The organism is Thalassospira sp. MIT121401, from assembly GCF_047125595.1.
Classification (GTDB): domain Bacteria; phylum Pseudomonadota; class Alphaproteobacteria; order Rhodospirillales; family Thalassospiraceae; genus Thalassospira; species Thalassospira povalilytica.
Genome location: NZ_CP138926.1, coordinates 818,412 through 838,234 on the forward strand (window position 1 = coordinate 818,412; position 19,823 = coordinate 838,234).

15 protein-coding genes are annotated in these 19,823 nt (G+C 49.8%); 5 read left to right on the forward strand and 10 right to left on the reverse strand.

Features of this window, described 5'->3' with window-relative positions:
* Positions 1–51 precede the first annotated feature (51 nt).
* The gene (locus SIB88_RS03790) at positions 52–1,236 is read left to right on the forward strand and encodes a glycosyltransferase family 4 protein (RefSeq protein ID WP_412559369.1); all 1,185 of its coding nucleotides are present in this window, start codon (positions 52–54) and stop codon (positions 1,234–1,236) included.
* Between the two features lie 6 nt (positions 1,237–1,242).
* On the forward strand, positions 1,243–2,394 hold the full coding sequence (gene wecB, locus SIB88_RS03795; RefSeq protein ID WP_412559370.1) for a non-hydrolyzing UDP-N-acetylglucosamine 2-epimerase: 1,152 nt from the start codon (positions 1,243–1,245) through the stop codon (positions 2,392–2,394).
* Here wecB and SIB88_RS03800 read toward each other — a convergent pair.
* The 8 genes from SIB88_RS03800 to SIB88_RS03835 form a co-directional block, all read right to left on the reverse strand.
* Complete coding sequence (locus SIB88_RS03800; RefSeq protein ID WP_412559371.1) at positions 2,360–3,817, reverse strand: lipopolysaccharide biosynthesis protein; 1,458 nt, start codon at positions 3,815–3,817, stop codon at positions 2,360–2,362. The genes wecB and SIB88_RS03800 overlap by 35 nt on opposite strands.
* 20 nt (positions 3,818–3,837) lie before the next feature.
* The gene (locus SIB88_RS03805) at positions 3,838–4,587 is read right to left on the reverse strand and encodes a class I SAM-dependent methyltransferase (protein WP_412559372.1); all 750 of its coding nucleotides are present in this window, start codon (positions 4,585–4,587) and stop codon (positions 3,838–3,840) included.
* The gene (locus SIB88_RS03810) at positions 4,584–5,654 is read right to left on the reverse strand and encodes a GNAT family N-acetyltransferase (RefSeq protein WP_412559373.1); all 1,071 of its coding nucleotides are present in this window, start codon (positions 5,652–5,654) and stop codon (positions 4,584–4,586) included. Before SIB88_RS03810 ends, SIB88_RS03805 begins: the two co-directional genes overlap by 4 nt.
* Complete coding sequence (locus SIB88_RS03815; protein WP_412559374.1) at positions 5,620–6,945, reverse strand: O-antigen ligase family protein; 1,326 nt, start codon at positions 6,943–6,945, stop codon at positions 5,620–5,622. The genes SIB88_RS03810 and SIB88_RS03815 overlap by 35 nt, the downstream gene beginning before the upstream one ends.
* Positions 6,938–8,170: a hypothetical protein gene (locus SIB88_RS03820; RefSeq protein WP_250281649.1), complete on the reverse strand. Its 1,233-nt coding sequence runs from the start codon at positions 8,168–8,170 to the stop codon at positions 6,938–6,940. Before SIB88_RS03820 ends, SIB88_RS03815 begins: the two co-directional genes overlap by 8 nt.
* A 10-nt stretch (positions 8,171–8,180) precedes the next feature.
* Positions 8,181–9,050 (reverse strand): hypothetical protein, encoded by an 870-nt coding sequence (locus SIB88_RS03825; protein WP_412559375.1) that lies wholly within the window; start codon positions 9,048–9,050, stop codon positions 8,181–8,183.
* 157 nt (positions 9,051–9,207) lie between these two features.
* Positions 9,208–9,990 carry a 3-hydroxybutyrate dehydrogenase gene (locus SIB88_RS03830; protein ID WP_412559376.1) on the reverse strand — a complete coding sequence of 261 codons (783 nt, stop codon included), beginning with the start codon at positions 9,988–9,990 and terminating at the stop codon, positions 9,208–9,210.
* Positions 9,991–10,120: 130 nt separating this feature from the next.
* Entirely contained in the window at positions 10,121–11,749 is a 1,629-nt protein-coding gene (locus SIB88_RS03835; RefSeq protein WP_412559377.1) for a sigma-54-dependent transcriptional regulator, read from the reverse strand.
* A 224-nt stretch (positions 11,750–11,973) separates the two neighbouring features.
* On the opposite strand from SIB88_RS03835, the gene SIB88_RS03840 reads away from it, so the two are divergent.
* Positions 11,974–13,206, forward strand: a complete 1,233-nt coding sequence (locus tag SIB88_RS03840) for a methionine gamma-lyase (RefSeq protein ID WP_206926701.1) — start codon at positions 11,974–11,976, stop codon at positions 13,204–13,206.
* 116 nt (positions 13,207–13,322) lie between these two features.
* Here the strand turns inward: SIB88_RS03840 and SIB88_RS03845 are convergent, their stop codons facing one another.
* Positions 13,323–14,225 (reverse strand): hypothetical protein, encoded by a 903-nt coding sequence (locus SIB88_RS03845; RefSeq protein ID WP_250281658.1) that lies wholly within the window; start codon positions 14,223–14,225, stop codon positions 13,323–13,325.
* Between the two features lie 459 nt (positions 14,226–14,684).
* On the opposite strand from SIB88_RS03845, the gene SIB88_RS03850 reads away from it, so the two are divergent.
* Complete coding sequence (locus tag SIB88_RS03850; RefSeq protein ID WP_101245298.1) at positions 14,685–17,069, forward strand: hypothetical protein; 2,385 nt, start codon at positions 14,685–14,687, stop codon at positions 17,067–17,069.
* A 21-nt stretch (positions 17,070–17,090) separates the two neighbouring features.
* Here the strand turns inward: SIB88_RS03850 and SIB88_RS03855 are convergent, their stop codons facing one another.
* Complete coding sequence (locus tag SIB88_RS03855; protein ID WP_412559378.1) at positions 17,091–18,989, reverse strand: AAA family ATPase; 1,899 nt, start codon at positions 18,987–18,989, stop codon at positions 17,091–17,093.
* Between the two features lie 264 nt (positions 18,990–19,253).
* Here SIB88_RS03855 and SIB88_RS03860 point away from each other — a divergent pair, with 264 nt between their 5' ends.
* Positions 19,254–19,673: an Ldh family oxidoreductase gene (locus SIB88_RS03860; RefSeq protein WP_412559379.1), complete on the forward strand. Its 420-nt coding sequence runs from the start codon at positions 19,254–19,256 to the stop codon at positions 19,671–19,673.
* Positions 19,674–19,823: the final 150 nt, after the last annotated feature.

A 19,823-nucleotide genomic window follows, 5' to 3' on the forward strand; every position in this document is an offset into this window, starting at 1 on the left:
TTTGGTTCGGAGTGGAACAAGATTGCGAGCTGCCGTTAAAAGGTCCCTGTTTTGACGAAAACGCTGATTGTCGTTGTTGCCGCGCGCATCACAGAATGGGTTGAGAAAGGGGAGGTTTCCCCAGGGTATTTCAATCCAGACAGTAGATTTGAGCAAATTGTCATTGTGTCGCTGGTCCAAGACGCTGCGGGGCAAGACGTGCTTCGATATTTGTGTGGTGGTGCGGAATGTTTGTTTGTGCCGATAAATTTTCTGTCCGTTTCCGGTTTACTGCGTTCGGCAGGATTTAACGCATACCTGACGGGCTTTTATATAAAGAAGTGGGTCGTGCCGAAATTACCGACGAACCGCGAGTTTGTTGTGCGGTCATATGGTGATACATTTTCGGGCAAGTTTGCGGCAATTCTTGCGAGTTTTCTGCGGTGCCGATCTGTTGCCAGTATTCACACCACATTCACCCATTTACCACCCCAAGAGGTCCAGACACCAAAGAGCAAGACCATCAGAATTCTTGAGGGGTGGTCGCGAGAATATGCACATCGGCACATTGATGCACTTGCTCCAGTTTATAGCCCGATCACGGCATCGATTTCAGTTTCATATCACGATAAAACCTACATTGTGCCCAACGCCGTTGACGTTAAAAAAAGCGACAGAAAAACTGACTTTTCCCGCTCGGGCGACCTGAAAATCATATGCGTGGGTCGGCTTGTTCCGGGGAAAAGTTTGCTGCCAATCCTGGAAGGACTTCTTAAGCTTGATCAGTGGCACTTGACCATTGTCGGTAGTGGGCCGTGCGAAGGAGAAATAAGAACGTGGGTCATGAAGCATGGCAAGGAAACAAATGTCACGTTCATTGCATCCATGCGCAATAAAGAACTTATTGCTTCTTTAAAGGATTTTGACTTGTTCGTAGCGCATACAAGTTACGCCGAGATCCCCAAGACAGTGATCGAAGCAGGCTTGATCGGGTTGCCAATTATTTTAAACCAGCCTGTTGCAACAGCATCCCAAGAGTACGTCGATGCGCCGATTTTTTGGGCTAATGCGAACGCAGAGGGCTATTATAATGCCTTTAAGGATTTTTGGGCTTGTCGGGAAAAGTGGCAGGGAATAGGCCATAGCACGCGAAAGCATTTCGAAAGATGGTTTGAGCCTGTTTTTGCTGGAAAAATGATGGCTGATCTACTATCGCAGAGCGAGAATGATTGTCTGCGCCCGTGGAACGAGGAATAGGATTGCGTGACTGATATTGCACCGAAACAGATTGCCGTTGTTGCAGGCACGCGACCAGAGTTCATCAAGCTGGCTCCCGTTATTCGTTCTCTGCGTGCAAAATTGGGGGAAGCCCGTGTTAGGGTCTATTCAACCGGTCAACACAGAAGCCTGATGGATCAGGCAATCCACAGTTTGCATTTAAAAGTTGATGTTGATTTTGATTTGATGACGCATGCGCAGCCCGCAGCTGAGATACAGCGTCGAGTTATATCTGCTCTGGACCGCGAATTTCAGGCGAGAAAACCAGATATTGTTGTCGTTCAAGGCGATACGATCTCTGCATTTGGCGGTGCAATGGCCGGATTTCTTAACCATATTCCGGTTGCTCATGTTGAGGCAGGGCTGAGAAGCCATAACATAAATAATCCCTGGCCCGAGGAAGGGTTGAGGCAGATGATCGCGCGGATTGCATCGATCCATTTGGCTCCAACACCCATAGCAAAACAAAATCTTCTTACTGAGGGCATTTCTGACGATTGCATTCATGTTGTTGGGAACCCGGGTATCGATAGCCTGGTCGCGACCCAAAAAATCAACTCAACAAGTTCGCGTGTTGGTGTGGTTGAGCATTATTGCCCGGGAGACAAGCCTTTTGCGCTTGTGACAATGCATCGACGTGAGGCGCTTCAGGGTGCACTGGACGCGTTCTGTGAGAACCTCGAGCTTGCCATAAAAAGACATCCCGAAATTGACTTTGTGTGGCCCGTGCACCCGAACCCGAAGGTTCGCGATACTGTCGGGCGCCATTTCGTTGCCAAGCTCCCAAATATGTATTTTGTTGAGCCGCTGCCCTATGACGAAATGATGGCTCTGCTTCCGCAAGCTCGCATCGTCATCAGCGATTCCGGGGGAATGCAGGAAGAAGCACCATATTGTGGTGTGCCCATTATTGTGATGCGCGATGTCACCGAACGGCCCGAGATCATTGATCTGGGTTTGGGCAAGCTTGCCGGGGCGTGTGGAGCAAGTCTCCCTGATGAGCTGGAGAGATTGCTTGCTCTTGGTGTAGATGAACGGGCAGTTGAGCGCTGGCAGAGTATTCAGGGAAAAGGCAAGGCGGCAGAAGCAATATCAAAGATTCTTATTGCGCGTTTAACCGTTGCAGAACTGGTGTAAGCAAAAAACGGATTGCCCCGTACGTTGCTGCAAAAATAACAGCAGAAAACGCAATTTGGTAGAAGAGCGAAGATGTCGTAAGTATTTGATATGCAAAGAAGTATGTTGTGATTGCCGTGATACCATTAACGGTCACCAGCGTCACGAATGAGCGCATTGGCCAAGCACAACCTACAAATCCGTTTCGATTGGCGCTTATTGCGAAAAATAGCCCAAGCGTTGCCTTGCCAATCAGCATTCCAGACGCAACTCCGACCAATCCCCAGGAGGGAGCTAATTGCCAAGCGGAGCCAAAGCTCAGCAAGGAGCAAATAACCGAAGCTGTCATTAGCCTTTTTCCGGATGAAACGCAGACCAGGTAGTATTCCCAGCCGGTGGTCATCTGCGATATCAGAATTGCACAGCCGGCAAGGAGTATGACCGCCGTCATGTTGCTTACTGGGCTGTTCAATAAAAGTGAAACCGCGGGATTTACGACCAGAATGGCCAAAGCCAATATCGGTAAAGCCAATTCTGTAAACAGCATGGTGCGTTGCCTGACAGTAACCCGGCAATGCTCAGTTTCACCATTACGCACGTGGGCGGAGACGGTTGGAAAAAGCAACCACCAAATTGGTGCCCCCAATGCAGCCAGAACGGACAAAATCATGATCGATGCGCCGTAATGTGCAACGGCCTCGGGGCCAAGAAAGCGCCCCACAATCAGTCGATCGCCCAAGTTCCCCGCCCATTCTGCCAGCCCTGCCAGCATAAATGGTAATCCGCTGAGTGCTACTTGTAAAAGAGAGCTTTTGTTCTTGGTGCTGTGCTTCTTTATACGAATTAGGATCGGTATGAGTAAGTATGCAATTACTACGACCTTGGCAGCTGCAATCGACAGCAGCGTCGATCCCAAAGACAGTTTGTCAAACGTAAGAACGACACCTAAGAATGCCATTTGAAGTGCGAAACTGACAATTTGAATATAAAGAGAAAGTCGCGCTTTGATCATTGCGCGCATATATTCGCCGATTAATGCTTCGACGGCAAAAATCCATGCAAGGCTTGGCACCACTATCGTAAGCCAGCTGGGGGCTAAAATAGTGTTGAGAGATAGAAATATCAGTACGTTTTCGGCCGTGAATGCAAGAATCAGCATGAGAGATAGGCACAAAAAACTTACGATTCCTATCGCTGTCAGCAAAAGATTCGGGGCATCAGAGCTATCGGTCCGACCTGCCAGTTTGCGGATTACGGTAAATCCGAGACCGGCTGATACCAGCGGTACAAATGCAAAGGCAAGGCTCATTATCTGAAGGTAACTGCCAAAAACAACAGCACCAAGTGACCATGAGAGAAGTGGTGTTAGGATAAATGCGTTTGAGCGCACAACACCTTCTGCGACAAACCTCACGCCAAGGTCGCTTTTGAAAAATGTGATCATTTTCCTTGATACGTTATCGATCAAGTTTCAAAGGCCTTTTGCAGAACGATATATTCGCGATTGGCGAAGGTGGGTATCCGTGCAGAAATTTTGCCATCAAGATCGGGAGCCTGCCGCGTGGAGTGGATCAAGCTACGCAGGCGTGTTCTGCTTTCAACAAATGGAAGATACAATAATTGGCTCAGGAAGCCTGTTGCGATGCTTTCGATTACAGTGCATCTCAAATCTCTGAAGAGTTTTCGGGTGTTACCTGCCGAGAGGGGAAAAATCCCCGGAAATCCTATTTTCTTGTAGTGATTTCGCCAATAAAGCCATCCTATGTTCCAGGGACGGGCGATATCCAGGATGATATATCCCCCTGGCTTGACGGTGCGAACAAGTTCGGCAATTGCGTTTCCCTGATCCGGCATAAGGAGAAGTGTGGCAAAACAATAGGCCATGTCTGCCGAATTGTTTGTGATCGGAAGGGACTGTGCAGCTGAAACAACAGGGATTGGTCGCTGCTCTTGTGTGATTGCAAGGAATTCTTTGCGATTACACATCTGCTTGAGCATGCCGGGACTTAGATCAACACATATAACTTTCCGCCCAAGACAGGAAAGGTCTACGGCGTGTCGGCCATTGGCGCCACCAACATCAATAACCGTCTGGCCCGTTTCTGAATATTTCTCAATAAGTTGCCATTTAAGAGCTTGAGGATACTCTTCGCCAATTTCGGTTTCGTACCCTGCTGCACGCTCATTAAAATGCTTTTGTTCTGTAGATGTCACTTTTTAGTCCTGCCCTGTCGCAGATATCTTGCAATGTTCATCAGGGATTCCGTAACAGGTCGATATATCATCTGCCCCCGAAAGTAAGGGTATAATGTTCCCCCAAATGATTTTTTGAAGTCGTTCAGGCCCTTGAGTTTGCCGTCCGCCGCGCCGGGAAATGCTTCTCCACACTCTAGGTAGTCAATTGAAGATTTTGAGAACTCGGTAATTGCATGCCATATCCCGAAATCGTTTGCGCAAAGCTTTAAAGCATCATTGCTTCCTGCTGTCGTCCAATAAAGCGCTTTGTTTTTGTAAAGCAGAAAAGTATGAATCGCCAGAATAGTAGGCCCGTTTTGAACGATGCAGCATTTGGATAGGCCTGCTTCTGCGACTTCACCAAATATGGATTCAAAATAACCTCTTGGATGCGGTGGAATGCCATTTCGGCTACAGGTTTCCAAATGCAAGGCGTAGTAGTGGTCGAGCAAAGAGGCGGCTGGTTCAACCAAGTTTGCGGATAACTGGTTTCGTTCGGCCTTTTTGATTTGTTTTCGGCAACGGTGCTCTAGGTTCGACCAAATCTCACTCTCGCTCTTGCCTGCAATGTTAACCAGCCAAGATTGTGTTGAGGTATCAGAGTAGCCGAAATGACATAATGGGTTTGGACAGGGGTGCGATGCGAGTAGGAGGTTTGGTGCCAGCGGAGGGCAAGAAAGGTCTACTCTTCTTGCTGCTGCATATAGCGCTAAATTCTTGATTTCCTGTGCTATCAGAGCACGCACTTTGTCTTGCGTTCTTCTCGGCAGTTTATCGTTAACAGCAGGGCCTCCAGTACTTTCAAGATGTGGTCCCAAAAGTAATTGTGCGCGTTGCGGTTGGACAGCGACAAGCGGAATTAAAGCCACTAGCTTTGAGCCGTTCTGTCGATCTACGATCGCAAAGGATAAATCGTTCGTACGCGCCCAGTTGCTGCGTGCTTCCAGAAGTTCCCATCGATGCCATGCCCAAGCGTTGTCGATGTCGTCGGCAGCTTGGTTCCAAAGAGCTTTAGAGCAATGTTGGCGATTGAGAACTTCGAGCATTTTGGCCTGCTGTATTATCCTTGCTTGGGTTCAAAGAGACCCATATTCCAAGCAGAGTAAAGAATATCAAGTGAATGTAGTGGAACCGGGTTACACTTAAATCAAACGCCTCTGCAACAAAAAGTCCAAATAGAACGCCTGAAATTACGTGACGATGATTTTCTTTGGGACTGCAGTTGTTTGAGGTGTAGTCGTCAGACAGTGCTGGAGCTATCCAAATCGCGATCAAGGCGAAAGTCCCTAATGCGCCAATTTCCAGAAATGAGTTGAGGAAGACTGAATGGACGGCTTGTGTGTTTGCGGCATCTCCGAACAGGTACTCGGATCCAACACCAAAACCCACACCAAACCCCCAGTTTTGCAAGGCCGCATTCCAAGCTAAGGCCCAACTATCTGCGCGTTCACGGAGTTGCAGTAACTCAAGTTTCTCGACCAATGGCATGTTTGATAGCAGCGTATTTGACGTTCCTGCAGAATATATGAGGAAAGAAATAATAAATATAGCTGATGTGAGCACGAATAATTTTCTGATTTTCACCGATGGTAAGCTCATGTATGTGAAATTTGCCAGAAATAGCACTGCACCCATTCGTGAAAATGAAAGAATCAATCCAGTGATTGAAATGATGCGGATAGTGTATTTAATCCGATTCGAGTATTTGAAATTATATGAAAGTCCAAAAGTAATTGCACAAACTATGGCGAATCCGTTTGGGTTTGGAAATATTCCTGGAATTCTCTGGAGTAAGTACTTTGATTCTTCAAAGGAGAAGGATCTATGCGCAACTTTTTGGGATAATTCTACTCCAAATATATTGAAATCTATTGTGTTTGTGGCTAGTCTGGAAATGTATCTATCTGAAATAATTGCTCCAAATAAAGAGTATAATACAGATATTGTTGTAATAATTATTATGCCATTCATTATGCCATTTGAGAATTCAATGGGTAATTCTTTTCTTATTACTATGTATATTAATACAATTGGGGGGGTGTAGGTGATTGCAAGCCTGTAGAGGCTTGTTTCTGTGCTGTCTGATAATATAGATGATATTAGACTGAGAAATAAGTAAATAAGTGATAGGGATATTAATTGTTTTTTTTCTATGCATTCTGATCTTGGTAGGAAAGCGGTTGCTCCTATTTGAAGTGTCATGATTGTTAGTATTTGTATTAAATTTGGTGCTTTTATATCATTTCCATTTATTGTAATTGTGCAAAAAGATATCAGTGTAATAGATGACAATGAGAATCCGATAATTGTTGGTAGTGTTTTTATTTTTTTAATCATTTTTTTTACTATTTCTTTTTATTAATGATAAAAAGTTTTTCCCCACTTCGGTGGCGGCGTAGGTTTTGTCTGAGGAGTTGTGTGTGGGTGTGCGCTTGTGTTGATTTAGGATGTTAAACATTGCGGATGTTATTGAATTCACATCGTCAATATTTGCGACGTGTTGGTTTCTGGATGTCGTGATTTCTTCTACTGTTCCTTGTTTGCAGATAGCTAATATGCTGGTTCCGCTCCCAAAGTAATCAATTATCTTTGACGGCAAATAGAAGCTTTCACTCAGTTCGGTACTGTCGATGACGATTAGCAGGTCAGATTTCTGCATAATTCGCAAAGCGCTCTTGTGCGGAATTTGTCCCATATGGGCTATTTTACAGTTTGCATGCGTTTGATTGAACTGCTCGAACTCGCGATATTTCTCGTGAAAAGCCCCATATATTTCAATTTGTAGTTTCTTGTTGTTGGGGACTTGCAAAAGCGATAGTGCGCGTATGAGTATGTCGGGCTGTCTATTCCCATAGAAGGATCCGAAAATTCGCCATTGAAGTTCTGTCTGGTCAACTTTGGCGTTAGAGGCGATCGAAGCTTCACGTTCACCGTAAAGCTCAACGTCATAGCAGTGTGGGATTACGGTAGATTTTTTTGTTAAATCTTTTGTTCCTTTGGTCATGTGCTGTAGTAATCCCGCTGTCGGGAAAACCAAGAAATCAGCATTCTTCAGGACCCGGTTTTCTTGAAGTTTACTGTAGCGCGAAAATAGCGGCACGCTTTGTTGGTGGTCTGATCCTGACCAAGGGTCGGAAAAGCATGCGATCCAAGGTAGATGAGGAAATTTTCTCTTAAGAGACAGGCCAACCAAGTGCGCGGAATGATATTGCGATCTTGTGACAATGCAGTCATAGCTTGCAGGATCAAGTTTTAGAGCTTGTTTTTTCGTTATTCTATTTGCAAGTAACCATCTGTCTGGTCGTAGTGGAAGGCGTGGAATGCGGCATAACTTTTTGGTTAGCCAAGAGGGGGTTACTTTAATAACTTTACCATTAATGCCTTCTGCATACCTCCCCATTTCCAAGTCACAATAGTCACTCACGAGGCCGTCTTCAAGTGTAAGGACGTCAATTTCACATTCTGGTATATTGCGTAATAATTTCGCGGTTACAAATGCTTCTGGGCTAGCGGTGGGGGGATAGCAGTAGCCTATGACAAGAATCCGCGGGCTTTTGGTCATATGTGCTTACTCAGTTAACCTGATAAGGAAATGAAACGTTATAGCCCGGCAGGCAATACGGCTTAAACTTCACAAGCAAATCTAATATTTCTTGATCTTCTGAAATGTCGGCGGGGTCAAAGTAAATGTTCATCACGAGATTTGAGCCTAATGATAAGGTTGAAAGGTAATCTTTTAGTGCGTCAATTAAGCTCTGTCTGCCTAGAGCGTCTGGAGCTGAAATGAAGCCCCAGCTGTCGATTAGTTGTGCTGGTCTTGTCAGGCAGCCGCTAAGCGGAATTTCGATTATACTATGCTTTTGCCGATGTATTGGGCCGAGAATGTGTCCCAATATTGGCGTCGAAGACGTTGAGATTTGGTAGTTAAGGGTGGTAAGGAAATCATACAGGCGCTCGAGTTGTTCCGGCTTGTCGAATTCACCAAAATGGGGAGTCCGGAAAATTGTTGGGGCCTTACCAGTTAAGGCTTTAATCGTATTGTGACCATCGATAATGTCTTGTTGCCAGACATGATCTTCTACGTCTCGGTATGTGAAAGTTGAATACGGACGCCCGCTTATCGGATCTATGGCAGCGTGTTCGCGATAGCCGTGGTTTATAAAATAGCCCCCCAAGGAAATAAGTTCCTTGTAGCTGTCCCAATGTTTTTCCAGTAACTGCCCTGGTATGGCATAAGCTGCGTTCATTCCGGCGCTGTGAAGTTGCCTTTGGATTTTCAATGAGGCTGACGCATCACGGCTGGTATCGCAATCAAAAGACAGAAAAAAAACGGCATTATCCGCGATGTGGTCTTTTGCCCATCGGATTGCTTTGCGTCGGTACAGGTTGGGTAATAGCCGTAGCGCTGCCTTGTTAAGGAAAATTTGGGTCGCGCTTATCATGGGTCGAACGTTTTCGCATGTATTTGGCCAACTGGTAGTTCCTAGCATGAGAGATCTAATATGCATAGGAAAATACGTGCTTTCCGCCAAGTGTAAGGTGTTCTGCGCGGGTTGGTTAGCTGGCAAGTGGTGGTTCGAGTAACCCGCGCAAAGATTTTTATTGCGCGGTCCAGCCGCCATCAACTGAAAGATGCGTGCCGGTCATTTGCGATGCGGCGTCAGAGCACAGGAAGAGTGCGGTCTGGCCGATCTGTTCGGGGCTGACAAACTGTTTGGACGGGTGTTTGTCCGAGACAAGGCGGGTTGCGGATTCTTCAATCGAAATGTTGTTTTCCTTGGCGCGTGCCTCGATCTGGCGTTCGACCAGTTCGGTGCGGACCCAGCCCGGGCAGATCGCATTGGCCGTAATGCCGGTTTCGGCCGTTTCAAGGGCGGTGACCTTGGTCAGTCCGATCACGCCATGTTTGGCCGCGACATAGGCTGCCTTCTGGACCGAGGCGACAAGGCCGTGGGCAGAGGCGGTATTGATGATCCGGCCCCAGTTTTTCTTGCGCATATAGGGAACGGCAAGGCGGGTGGTGTGGAAAACCGATGACAGGTTGATCGCGATCACCGCATCCCATTTTTCGGGCGGGAAATCTTCGACATTGGCGGTGTACTGAATGCCGGCATTGTTGATCAGGATATCAATGCCGCCAAATTTGGCCTCGGCATCCTTCATCATGGCTTCGATCTCGTCGGGTTTGGACAGATCGGCACCGCTATAGTGCGCGGTGACGCCATAATCGGTTTCAAGGCCCTTGCGGGTTGCCTCGATTTCATCTGCGTCGCCAAAGCCATTGAGCATCACATCAGCGCCGGCACCTGCAAGCGCCTTTGCCATGGCAAGGCCGATCCCGCTGGTCGAGCCGGTCACGAGTGCGCGTTTTCCTGTCAGCATAATTCTTCTCCCTGTTTTCGGGGCTTTCCACCCCTTGATTTAGGAAGATCATGCCGCACTGCAACCAAGCTGGCAAGAAGTGGCGTGACCAATCGCCATAAACTTGATCATAGCGGGGTATCCGGGCGGTTTACTGTCCAATGCCGTATTTGCGCAGTTTGTTGGCGATCGATGTGTGCGAAACACCCAGTCGTTCTGCCAGTTTGCGCGAACTTGGATAATCCGGATAAAGCCGCATCAGCATTTCACGTTCCAAAAGATCAAGGCCGGCATTGAAATCGTTTTGTGCCAGGGCGGCAGCAATCGGGTCAGAACTGGTCGCTATACCTTTTTGGTGGCTTACAGGCGGGCTGGGGAAATTGTCGGATGGGGGTGTGTCAGCAGACGTCATGGTGCCGCTGGCTGCACTGGTCAGATCGCCCGCACCAAGAACATCTCCGTCCAGCAGGGCGACGGCACGAAACAGGGTGTTTTCCAGTTCGCGGACATTGCCCGGCCAGTCATGGGCGCGCAGCCAGTCAAGCCCGTCCCTGGCAAGATAGGGTGCCGGGCGTTCGGTTTGCTGGGCGGTGCGGTCGATAAAGAACCTTGCCAGATCCGCGATGTCTTCGATCCGGTCGCGCAGCGGTGGCAGGGTGATGGCCAGAACATTGAGGCGGAAATAAAGATCTTCGCGGAATGTGCCGTCATGCGACATGGCTTCAAGGTCGCGGTTGGTGGCGCTGATGATCCGGACATCGACGGCAATCTCGTCCGTGCCGCCAACCCGGCGGAACCGGCCGTCTTGCAGGACGCGCAAAAGTTTGGCCTGCAAATAGGGGGTCAATTCGCCGATTTCATCAAGAAACAGGGTGCCACCATCGGCAAGCTCCAGAAGGCCGGGCTTGCCGCCGCGTCGTGCGGATGTAAAGGCCCCCGCCGCATAGCCAAACAGTTCGCTTTCAGCCAAACCTTCGGGCATGGCGGCACAGTTAAGTGCTAGAAACGGTTGATCGGCGCGTGTGCTGGCGCGGTGGCAGGCGCGGGCAAAAAGCTCCTTGCCGGTTCCGGTTTCGCCAAGGATCAGAAGCGGCGCATCAATCGCGGCAAGTCTTTGTGCCTGTGACTTTACCCGTGTCATTGCACGGCTCGTGCCGATGATGTCGTCAAAACCGGTATGGCTGCGATCCTGAAGGGCGGTGATGACCCGCCCCAGTCGTGCAGCCCGGTGAAAGACCATGACCCCGCCCCACGGTGCATCGTCGGCCGCGTCCGAGCCATCATCAACATGACCGATCGGTTCGACCTGCAACAGATATGTCTGCCCGCCCAGGGTTACTTCATGTTCGGGCATGCGAAAGCCGCTTTGGCGCAAATCTTCAATGCTTGGTTCGGCAAGGATTGTGGAAATATCCTGATCGCGCAGCGGTTTCTCACTGGTGCCTGCGATCGATTGGGCCGCCGGATTGGCCTGGGCGATCTGGCCATTGGCATCAACCGCAATCACCGGATCGCCAAGGGCGGCAAGGGTGGCGTGAAGCTGCGCGCGCCTGCGTTCGGTGGGCAGGCGGTCAATTTCGCGAATGTCGGAAATGCCCGGGATTTGTTTCAGGGCATGGGCCAAAAGCGGAAAGCGACCGGGGCGAATGGCCGGAATATCGGCATAGATGTGATGGGTTGTGACCTCAAAGGCGCGGATATCAAGCCCCTGATCTGTCAGAACATTGACCACATCGCGCGTAATGCCGACCCTGTTTTCACCGCGAATTTCAAACCGCATGTCTGTAACGAAAAGTGTACACTGTAACGAAAAGTGTACATGTGCATGTCGCTGATTTCCAGGGATTTTGTCGTGAAGGCGAAATCCGGGCGAATAAGTGTAAATAAATATTTACACCAAAAGGCAGCAAGATTTATGCAAAGCCCGGAAAACCGGGGCTTTTGTGATCTGGCACGGGGTTTGCGGTTATCAGGGCAGAATAAACGCATTTTCAGGAGCCTCACATGTCTGCCAATGACAGCCGCAACAGCAATGTCGCCAAAACCGGTTTCGCCACCCGTGCGATCCATCACGGATACGATCCGCAAAGCCATAATGGCGCGCTGAACCCGCCGGTTTACATGTCTTCGACCTTCGCGTTCGAAACGGCCGAGCAGGGCGGGCGGTTCTTTGCCGGTGACGAGCAGGGCTTTATCTATTCGCGTATTGCGAACCCGACGCTTGATCTTCTCGAAAAGCGTCTGGCGGTGCTTGAAGGCGGTGAAGCCGCCCTTGCGACCGCGTCGGGAATGGGGGCGATTACATCGGTCTGCTGGACCTTTATCGAGCCGGGTGACGAGATCATTGTGGATCGCACCCTTTATGGCTGCACATTCGCCTATTTCCGTCATGGTCTGGAAAAGTTCGGGATCAAGCACACCCATGTCGATCTGACCGATCCGGCCGAACTGGAAAAGGCGATTTCGGACAAGACCAAGATTGTCTATTTTGAAACCCCGGCCAACCCGAATATGCGCCTGGTCGATATCAAAGCCATTTCCGAGATTGCCCACAAACACGGTGCCAAGGTGGTGGTTGATAACACCTATTGCACGCCATATTTGCAGCGTCCGATTGAGCTTGGTGCCGATATCGTTGTGCATTCCGCCACCAAATATCTGGGCGGCCATGGGGACCTTATGGCTGGTGCAGTGATCGGATCGCTTGAAGATATGACACAGGTCCGTCTGGTCGGGCTTAAGGACATGACCGGTGCGGTTCTGTCGGCACAGGATGCCAATCTTGTGATGCGCGGGCTCAAGACGCTTGAACTGCGGATGGAACGCCATTGCGACAATGCTGAAAAGATCGCGGCTTTCCTTGACTCCCATCCCAAGGTCGAGCGGGTTTATTACCCGGGTCTTGAAAGCTTTGCGCAGCATGCGCTCGCAAAGGCGCAGATGGACCGTTTCGGTGGCATGATCGCGTTCGAGCTTAAGGGCGGGATCGAAGCAGGGCGCAAATTGATGAACGGCCTTAACATGATTACCCGTGCGGTCAGCCTTGGCGATGCCGAAACCCTGATCCAGCATCCGGCGTCAATGACCCATTCGACCTATACCGCCGAAGAACGCGCCGAATATCAGATCACCGATGGGTTGATCCGCCTGTCGGCCGGTCTTGAGAGCATCGATGACATTCTGGCCGATCTGGCCAATGCGCTTGATGGTGGCGAAATGGCGATTGCCGCCGAATAACAAGTCGAACAATCAAACCAAAAATCACCCGGTGCTGTATTTGGACCCGGGGGTAACAGGGCCGGTCTGTTTTCGCAGATCGGCCTTTTGGTGTTTGGAAGATTGATTTGTCGGGATTATTCAAACAGGCCGTATTGTTTCATGATTTGGCGTGATTTTTCCGGAAGGTTTTCATTTGTGCCGTGAATGATCCGGATACTGCCGAGGTCCAGCCCGCTAAAGGACGGAGCGGTTTCCGGATGTGATTTCAGCAGTTCAAGCAACATGCCGTTGGAATAGGCCCGTTCCAGTCCGGTTTGAATGGCATCACGCAGGGCCGGTGTTGTCGGGCTGAAAAAGAAATAGATCGGTTGCGGATAATAAAGGGCAATGTCGCGTGACACGGCGATATTGGGGGCCTGGCTTTGCATCCAGGTCCATTCGCCAATGATCTGCCAGAAAGCGCGGGGATACAGATCAAACCGGTTGGCACCAAGCATCCGGTGCAATGTCTTGTAGCGACCATCGGCGACGGTAAAGCCGTTTTCGATCAGAATGGCGGAATCCGGCCAGCCAAGGCCCTGTCCCATCGAAAAGGTGCGCAGGTCGTCTATGGTTTCGACTTCACGCAGTGCTGGCAGGGTTTCGGGGCGCGCCATAAAAAGACGCAGACCGGTCGTGCCAAGATATATCGGAACATAGGCCGGCAGCAGTTTTTCTTCACGGTTTGAAGACGTCCCGAAAAAGACAGTATTGATCTGGCTTGCCGTCAGCAGCATCGAAATGCGGCGTTCTTCGGTCGGGTAATCCATGCAGACCGGGGTGATTGTGATGTCACGACCGCTTAGCCGGGCGGCAAGCCGCAACAAATCAATGTGATATTCCGAATGCTGTTCCCACGGAATTTGTCCCTGACAATAGGCCGACTGATGATCCATCGGCAGCGTGATCTCAAGATCGCTGGATGCATCCTGTGCGGTGGCCGTCGATTGTGCGGATTGCCCGATCCCCAGAAACAGCGCCAAGGCGGCAGAAGCCATGATCTTCACGGGCCTGTGCCTGAAGATCGAAATCGCCATTGGGGAAAAATGAAATCTGATCAATTAAATTCCGGGGTGAAAGAATGGGCGAAGACGCATGCTATACGAATGGTAGAATTACTACACGATTGGCGAGATTGCCTTGAATTGGTTATTGTTCCCTTAAACCCGGTTTGCGGCGAAGTTTCGCGATATGCATGACGAATCGCTGTCATAAATGTGCCAATTCGCGACCACGAAATATTGTTTCAGACGGGAAATTCGAATGTTTGACCGGGATTGTCGCAGCCGATTCCACGTTTGAGGCAAAAGTGACGAATCTTGTGTGAAATGCAGGTGGCATCCCTTGATTTCCGTCATTTCCCCTTAAAAATCGGTAATTCAATACCGGAATGTCGCGGGCCGATAAAAGTCCCGCAAAAGACCCGGAACAGCAGGCTCGAACAAGGGATCAGGAAAATGTCAGCACAGGATGCCGCACCCGAAATCGGTGAAATTATCGAAGCCACCAGCACCGGCAATGTCAAAGCCGAAGACCTTGAGATGCTGGGGCAGATCGAAAAGAAGGTGCGCTGGCTATCAAGCTGGACGATCCATAATGCCAACCATCTGCGTCCGAAGCGCGACGGCATCAAGGTTGGCGGCCATCAGGCCAGCTGTGCGTCCATGACGACGTTGATGACGGCCCTTTATTTCAATGTTCTGCGTCCGCAGGACCGGGTGGCGGTCAAGCCGCATGCAAGTCCGGTTTTCCATGCGATCAACTACCTGTTTGGACGTCAGACCAAGGAAAAGCTTGAAAACTTCCGTTCATTTGGCGGCGCGCAATCCTATCCGTCGCGGACCAAGGATGGCGATCAGGTTGATTTTTCCACCGGCTCGGTCGGGCTTGGTGCGGCGGTGACCAATTTCGCAGCCCTGACACAGGATTATCTGCGCTATAAAAACATGCTGCCCAAGGGCGAGAAGCCCGGCCGCATGGTCGCCCTTGTCGGGGATGCCGAACTTGATGAAGGCAATATTTACGAAGCCTTGCTTGATACCTGGAAGCATGACATCCGCAATGTCTGGTGGGTGATCGATTATAACCGTCAAAGCCTTGATGGGATGATTGATGCGCATCTGTTCCGCGTCATTGGCCGGTTCTTCCGCGCGGTTGGCTGGAACGTGATCACCATCAAATATGGCCGCAAGCTTCATGATGCCTTTGCCAAGCCAGGCGGCAAGTCGCTTAAGAAATGGCTTAATGATGTGCCAAATGACATTTATTCGGCCCTCACCTTCCAGGGCGGGGCCGCATGGCGCAAACAGATCACATCCGATATGCCCGGCGACAATGCATTGGCCAATCTTCTGGGGGATTATGATGATGACGCCCTGCATGATCTGATGACCAATCTGGGTGGTCATTGCATGGAGGCGGTGCTTAATGCCTTTGATGCAGTTCCCAACGATAAACCGACCGTGTTTATTGCCTATACGGTCAAGGGCTATGCCACCCCGCTTCAGGGTCACAAGGACAACCATGCCGGTTTGATGAATATCCCGCAAATGGATGCCTTCAAGCTGCAAAACAACATCGCCGACGGGCAGGAATGGGATATGGCGGCGGGCCTTGATGTCAGTGCCGAGCGTGTGCGCGACTATATTGCCAATGCACCGTTCAATGACCGTGCCCCGCGCCATAAAATGGCCGAGGTCATCACCATCCCCGAAATGCCCTATGCCCGGGTTGAGACATCCAGCACCCAGGAAGTGTTTGGCAAGATCCTCAATGAACTGGCCAAGATGAAAGACAGCGATCTTTCCGATCGTATCGTCACCACTTCGCCCGACGTGACGGTTTCGACCAACCTTGGCGGATTTGTGAACCAGCGCGGCCTGTTCGGGCGCGAAGAACTGGCCGATGAATTCCGCGAACGCAAAGTTCCCTCGGCCCAGAAATGGATCAGATCGCCGGGTGGTCAGCATGTCGAGCTTGGCATTGCCGAAAACAACCTGTTCCTGAACCTGGCCGCCCTTGGCCTGTCGCACAGCCTGTTCGGGCAGCGCCTGTTTCCGATTGGCACCCTTTATGATCCGTTCATTGCGCGTGGTCTGGATGCGCTTAATTATGCCTGCTATCAGGATGCGCGGTTCATGGTCGTGGCCACGCCAAGCGGCATTACCCTTGCCCCGGAAGGCGGCGCGCATCAGTCGATCTCGACCCCGATGATCGGCATGGGGCAGCCGGGCCTGACCAGTTTTGAGCCAAGCTTTGGCGATGAACTGGCAACCATCATGGGCTGGTCGTTTGATCACATGCAGGCCCCCAAGGGCGGGTCGGTTTATCTGCGTCTGTCGACCAAGCCGCTGGCTCAGCCCGAACGCGAACTTTCCGATACCACCAAGGCGGAAATTGTTTCCGGTGGTTATTGGCTGCGTGAACCGGGCAAGGATTGCAAAATGGTCATTGCCTATTGCGGGGCAATGGCGCCCGAGGCAATCGCCGCCTGGGAAAAGCTTTCCGAAACCCATCCGGGTTTGGGACTTTTGGCTGTGACCTCCACCGACCGGCTTTACAATGAATGGCAGGATCTGGAACGCGCCCGCCTTGAAGGCAAGGCAAAGGGCGAAATGTCGCATGTTGAAAACCTGCTTAAACCGCTGGCATCCGATGCGCGCCTTGTCACGGTGATTGACGGCCATCCGGCCGCGCTTGCCTGGCTTGGCTCGGTCCGTGGTCACGCGGTCGCACCGCTTGGTGTGAATGGATTTGGCCAGTGCGGCGACAGCATCGCGCTTTATGATCACTACCAGATCGGCACCGATGCGATCCTGCGTGCAGCAAAACGTTGGGACTAGAGCAAGCTATTCAAGATAGAGCTACTCGTTGTCGGCGAGCCTCTTTGATAGAGAGTCTAGTACAGATTTTGAGGATTTTCTGAACTTAGTGCCCAAGTCAATGATGTCTTCGCTGGCTAATTTCTCTTGGAAGAAGCGAAGTATTTGAGGTTTCGTTGGCGTCTCGGTCAAGTTTAGGGACGTCATGATGGTTTTTGCGGCTTGCTCATCAATTATGTCTTCAATCACTTTTGCACTCTCGACGATTTCGTCGAGAGTGATTAGGTCTGTGCCCCGAATGCCGTAATCATTTGTATATCTCCGTTTCTCTTTTTTACCCTGCGGGTCTCCATCAAGGAGAAAAATGCATCCAAGATTCCAGCCCACATTCAACGCAGCCAGTGCTCCAAATGTGCCTGCGCCGATTCCGGGGATTAATGGCAAATCGATTACTTTGAGCATTTCGGCAGCGTACCGCAGAATGAAATAGTCTGATTTTCCCTCAACTACGATTGATTTAGTTCTCAAATCGAACCTTGAGGGGGCAACCTCGAGGCGGTCCAGAATAGGCTGAAAGTAGCTTGTTTGGTTAGAGTGGCTGTTAACAAATGATCGGTACGAAGTTGCTGTGACATCAAGAGATTCGTCGTCCAGCGATATCTCATCTAGGATCGATTCCGATGGATCGTCCGTTCTGTTGGATACGATAAATGTTTGCTCCAGCCACTTCGGCTCAATCATGTAATGACTATGAGTGGAATAGGCCAAAACATGACCGTTACGGGCGATTTCGGGAAAGCTATCAATAAGTTTTTGTTGTGCGGCCGCATGCAGATTTGATGCCGGTTCATCGAAAAGAAAGAGTAGGGGCTGACTGCCGCTACTAGCTCTAGCGACTCGGAATTGTGTAAATAACATAAACGAAAAGAACCAGCGGAAGCCAAGAGATCGATCATTAACGAAATATCTTCTAGTGCCATCCTTAATTTGAAATTTTACAAAAATATCGTGCTGTTCTGTTTTTGTTTTAACTCCATTTACTATAATTTCTCCCTCATCTGCGCTATAAGTTATTATTACTTCCTTTCCTCCAGTTTCTTCGCCAAATATCTTATTCCATTTTCCAAAGACAAGCCGAGTTACTGCAGCGCCAGCTCTGTCAACGACATGCTGTATCTTGTCTTTTTCATCATAGGTACTCCAAAGAGGAAGAAAACTGGACCATGAGGTTTGAAGTTTTTCGTTTCTAACCCTTCTTATAATGTCTTTCTCAATAGTCTGACCACGTCCGTCATAATCGAGGATATCTTGGAATGCCCTACGGTAGAATTTATCAACTACTCCACCCCTGTCAGTTAAGTAAATTGTTTTTGGAAAGTTGAAAACGAAAGTGGGAAAATAAGCTATTTTGGGTGCGTATTGAAATATCACATCTCTTACGATTGTCTTTATAGGGACATTCATTTGCTTCCACGTTTTTTGTCTTTTTTTCTTGTATTCAATCTCTGTTCGAATAGTGAAAAAATTGTGCTGAAAGTCACCATCTTTAAACCTCTGGTGCCTTTCTAGTGATATTTTATTTGGAAATGTAGTGGGATTTAGTTCTATTTCGTGATCTCTCTTAAGTTGTGTTTTTATTTTTTGTTTATCATCTTCAGTAAGTTCTAGCGTCGCAGTTACTGAAACATCGCCGGTAAATTCTGAGAAAAGGTGTCTTGGAACACGTTCTTTTATTGGTACACCCAGCCCCTCGTCGCCCCCAAGAAGTTCGCTTGTTGCTTCATCTGGAGCAAAGCTATGGATCGCCTCTAATATTGTGGTTTTTCCACTTTCATTTAACCCAACAAATGCGAAAACACTTGCACCAGCAACAGTTTCGAGTTGCACAGTTGTGTCCTTGATTCCTTTGAAGTTTTTAATGCGGAACGAAACGTATCGCATCTGTGTGGCCTTCCATCCAGTTTTTGGTGTGAGAGATCGACATTAACTAAATTATAGGTTGATAGGCAAACCTTAAGCGCTCGCGCGAGCTTTTAGGGTTCGTTGCTCAAAAACTGAGAGGGTTATTCGGTTGTTAGAAGCTGTTGTTTTTCGCTATATAAAAAAGCCTGTTTGACACCAACAATGATGAACTGAACCGCAAGGGCAGCCGGGGTCATGTCAAGCCGGTGCGATACCACGGTTGCCACTGTTGGGCTGAGGTGTTTGGCAACAACGTTCGATGCCGATGGTCAACCGACCACCGATGCCACCAAGGCCCTTGAAGGTGCGATGCTGACATTTGGCGGGCATAAGGGTTCGGCCCTTTCGACCATGATCGGTTTGCTGGCCGGCCCCTTGATCGGTGATGTGCTGGGCCATGAAACCCATGCCGCGTCCGAAGATGCACCGGGCAATCCGCATCACGGCGAGATCATTATTGCCTTCTCCCCGGAAACCTTCCTGGGGGCAGGGGCGCAACAACATCTTGATCATGCCGAAGACCTGTTTGAACGGATCATGGCACAAGGTGCCCGTCTGCCGTCGCAGCGCCGGTTCGAAGCGCGTGAACGCAGCCGTCAAAACGGGGTGACGATCCCCAAGGCCCTGCATGACGAATTGGTTGCGCTGACCATGGCAGGCTAGAGGAACTAAATGGTTTGAACAGCACCTTTGGCCCTGTCGCGGTTTTTATCTTTGCGCTGTGATCTGTATTGCTTGCAAACGGGTCGGGCGTGACACACATCTCGGCGTTGCGGCCATGTGGGGGCATTTCGGACCCATCTGGGGCAAAGT

Coding starts and splice junctions, on each gene's coding strand:
- SIB88_RS03800 (WP_412559371.1), bottom strand. CDS start 3,817: ATGATCACATTTTTCAAAAGCGACCTTGGCGTGAGGTTTGTCGCAGAA.
- SIB88_RS03810 (WP_412559373.1), bottom strand. CDS start 5,654: ATGCTCGAAGTTCTCAATCGCCAACATTGCTCTAAAGCTCTTTGGAAC.
- SIB88_RS03840 (WP_206926701.1), top strand. CDS start 11,974: ATGTCTGCCAATGACAGCCGCAACAGCAATGTCGCCAAAACCGGTTTC.
- SIB88_RS03820 (WP_250281649.1), bottom strand. CDS start 8,170: ATGACCAAAAGCCCGCGGATTCTTGTCATAGGCTACTGCTATCCCCCC.
- SIB88_RS03830 (WP_412559376.1), bottom strand. CDS start 9,990: ATGCTGACAGGAAAACGCGCACTCGTGACCGGCTCGACCAGCGGGATC.
- SIB88_RS03815 (WP_412559374.1), bottom strand. CDS start 6,945: ATGATTAAAAAAATAAAAACACTACCAACAATTATCGGATTCTCATTG.
- SIB88_RS03850 (WP_101245298.1), top strand. CDS start 14,685: ATGTCAGCACAGGATGCCGCACCCGAAATCGGTGAAATTATCGAAGCC.
- SIB88_RS03835 (WP_412559377.1), bottom strand. CDS start 11,749: ATGCGGTTTGAAATTCGCGGTGAAAACAGGGTCGGCATTACGCGCGAT.
- SIB88_RS03855 (WP_412559378.1), bottom strand. CDS start 18,989: ATGCGATACGTTTCGTTCCGCATTAAAAACTTCAAAGGAATCAAGGAC.
- SIB88_RS03825 (WP_412559375.1), bottom strand. CDS start 9,050: ATGATAAGCGCGACCCAAATTTTCCTTAACAAGGCAGCGCTACGGCTA.
- SIB88_RS03845 (WP_250281658.1), bottom strand. CDS start 14,225: ATGGCTTCTGCCGCCTTGGCGCTGTTTCTGGGGATCGGGCAATCCGCA.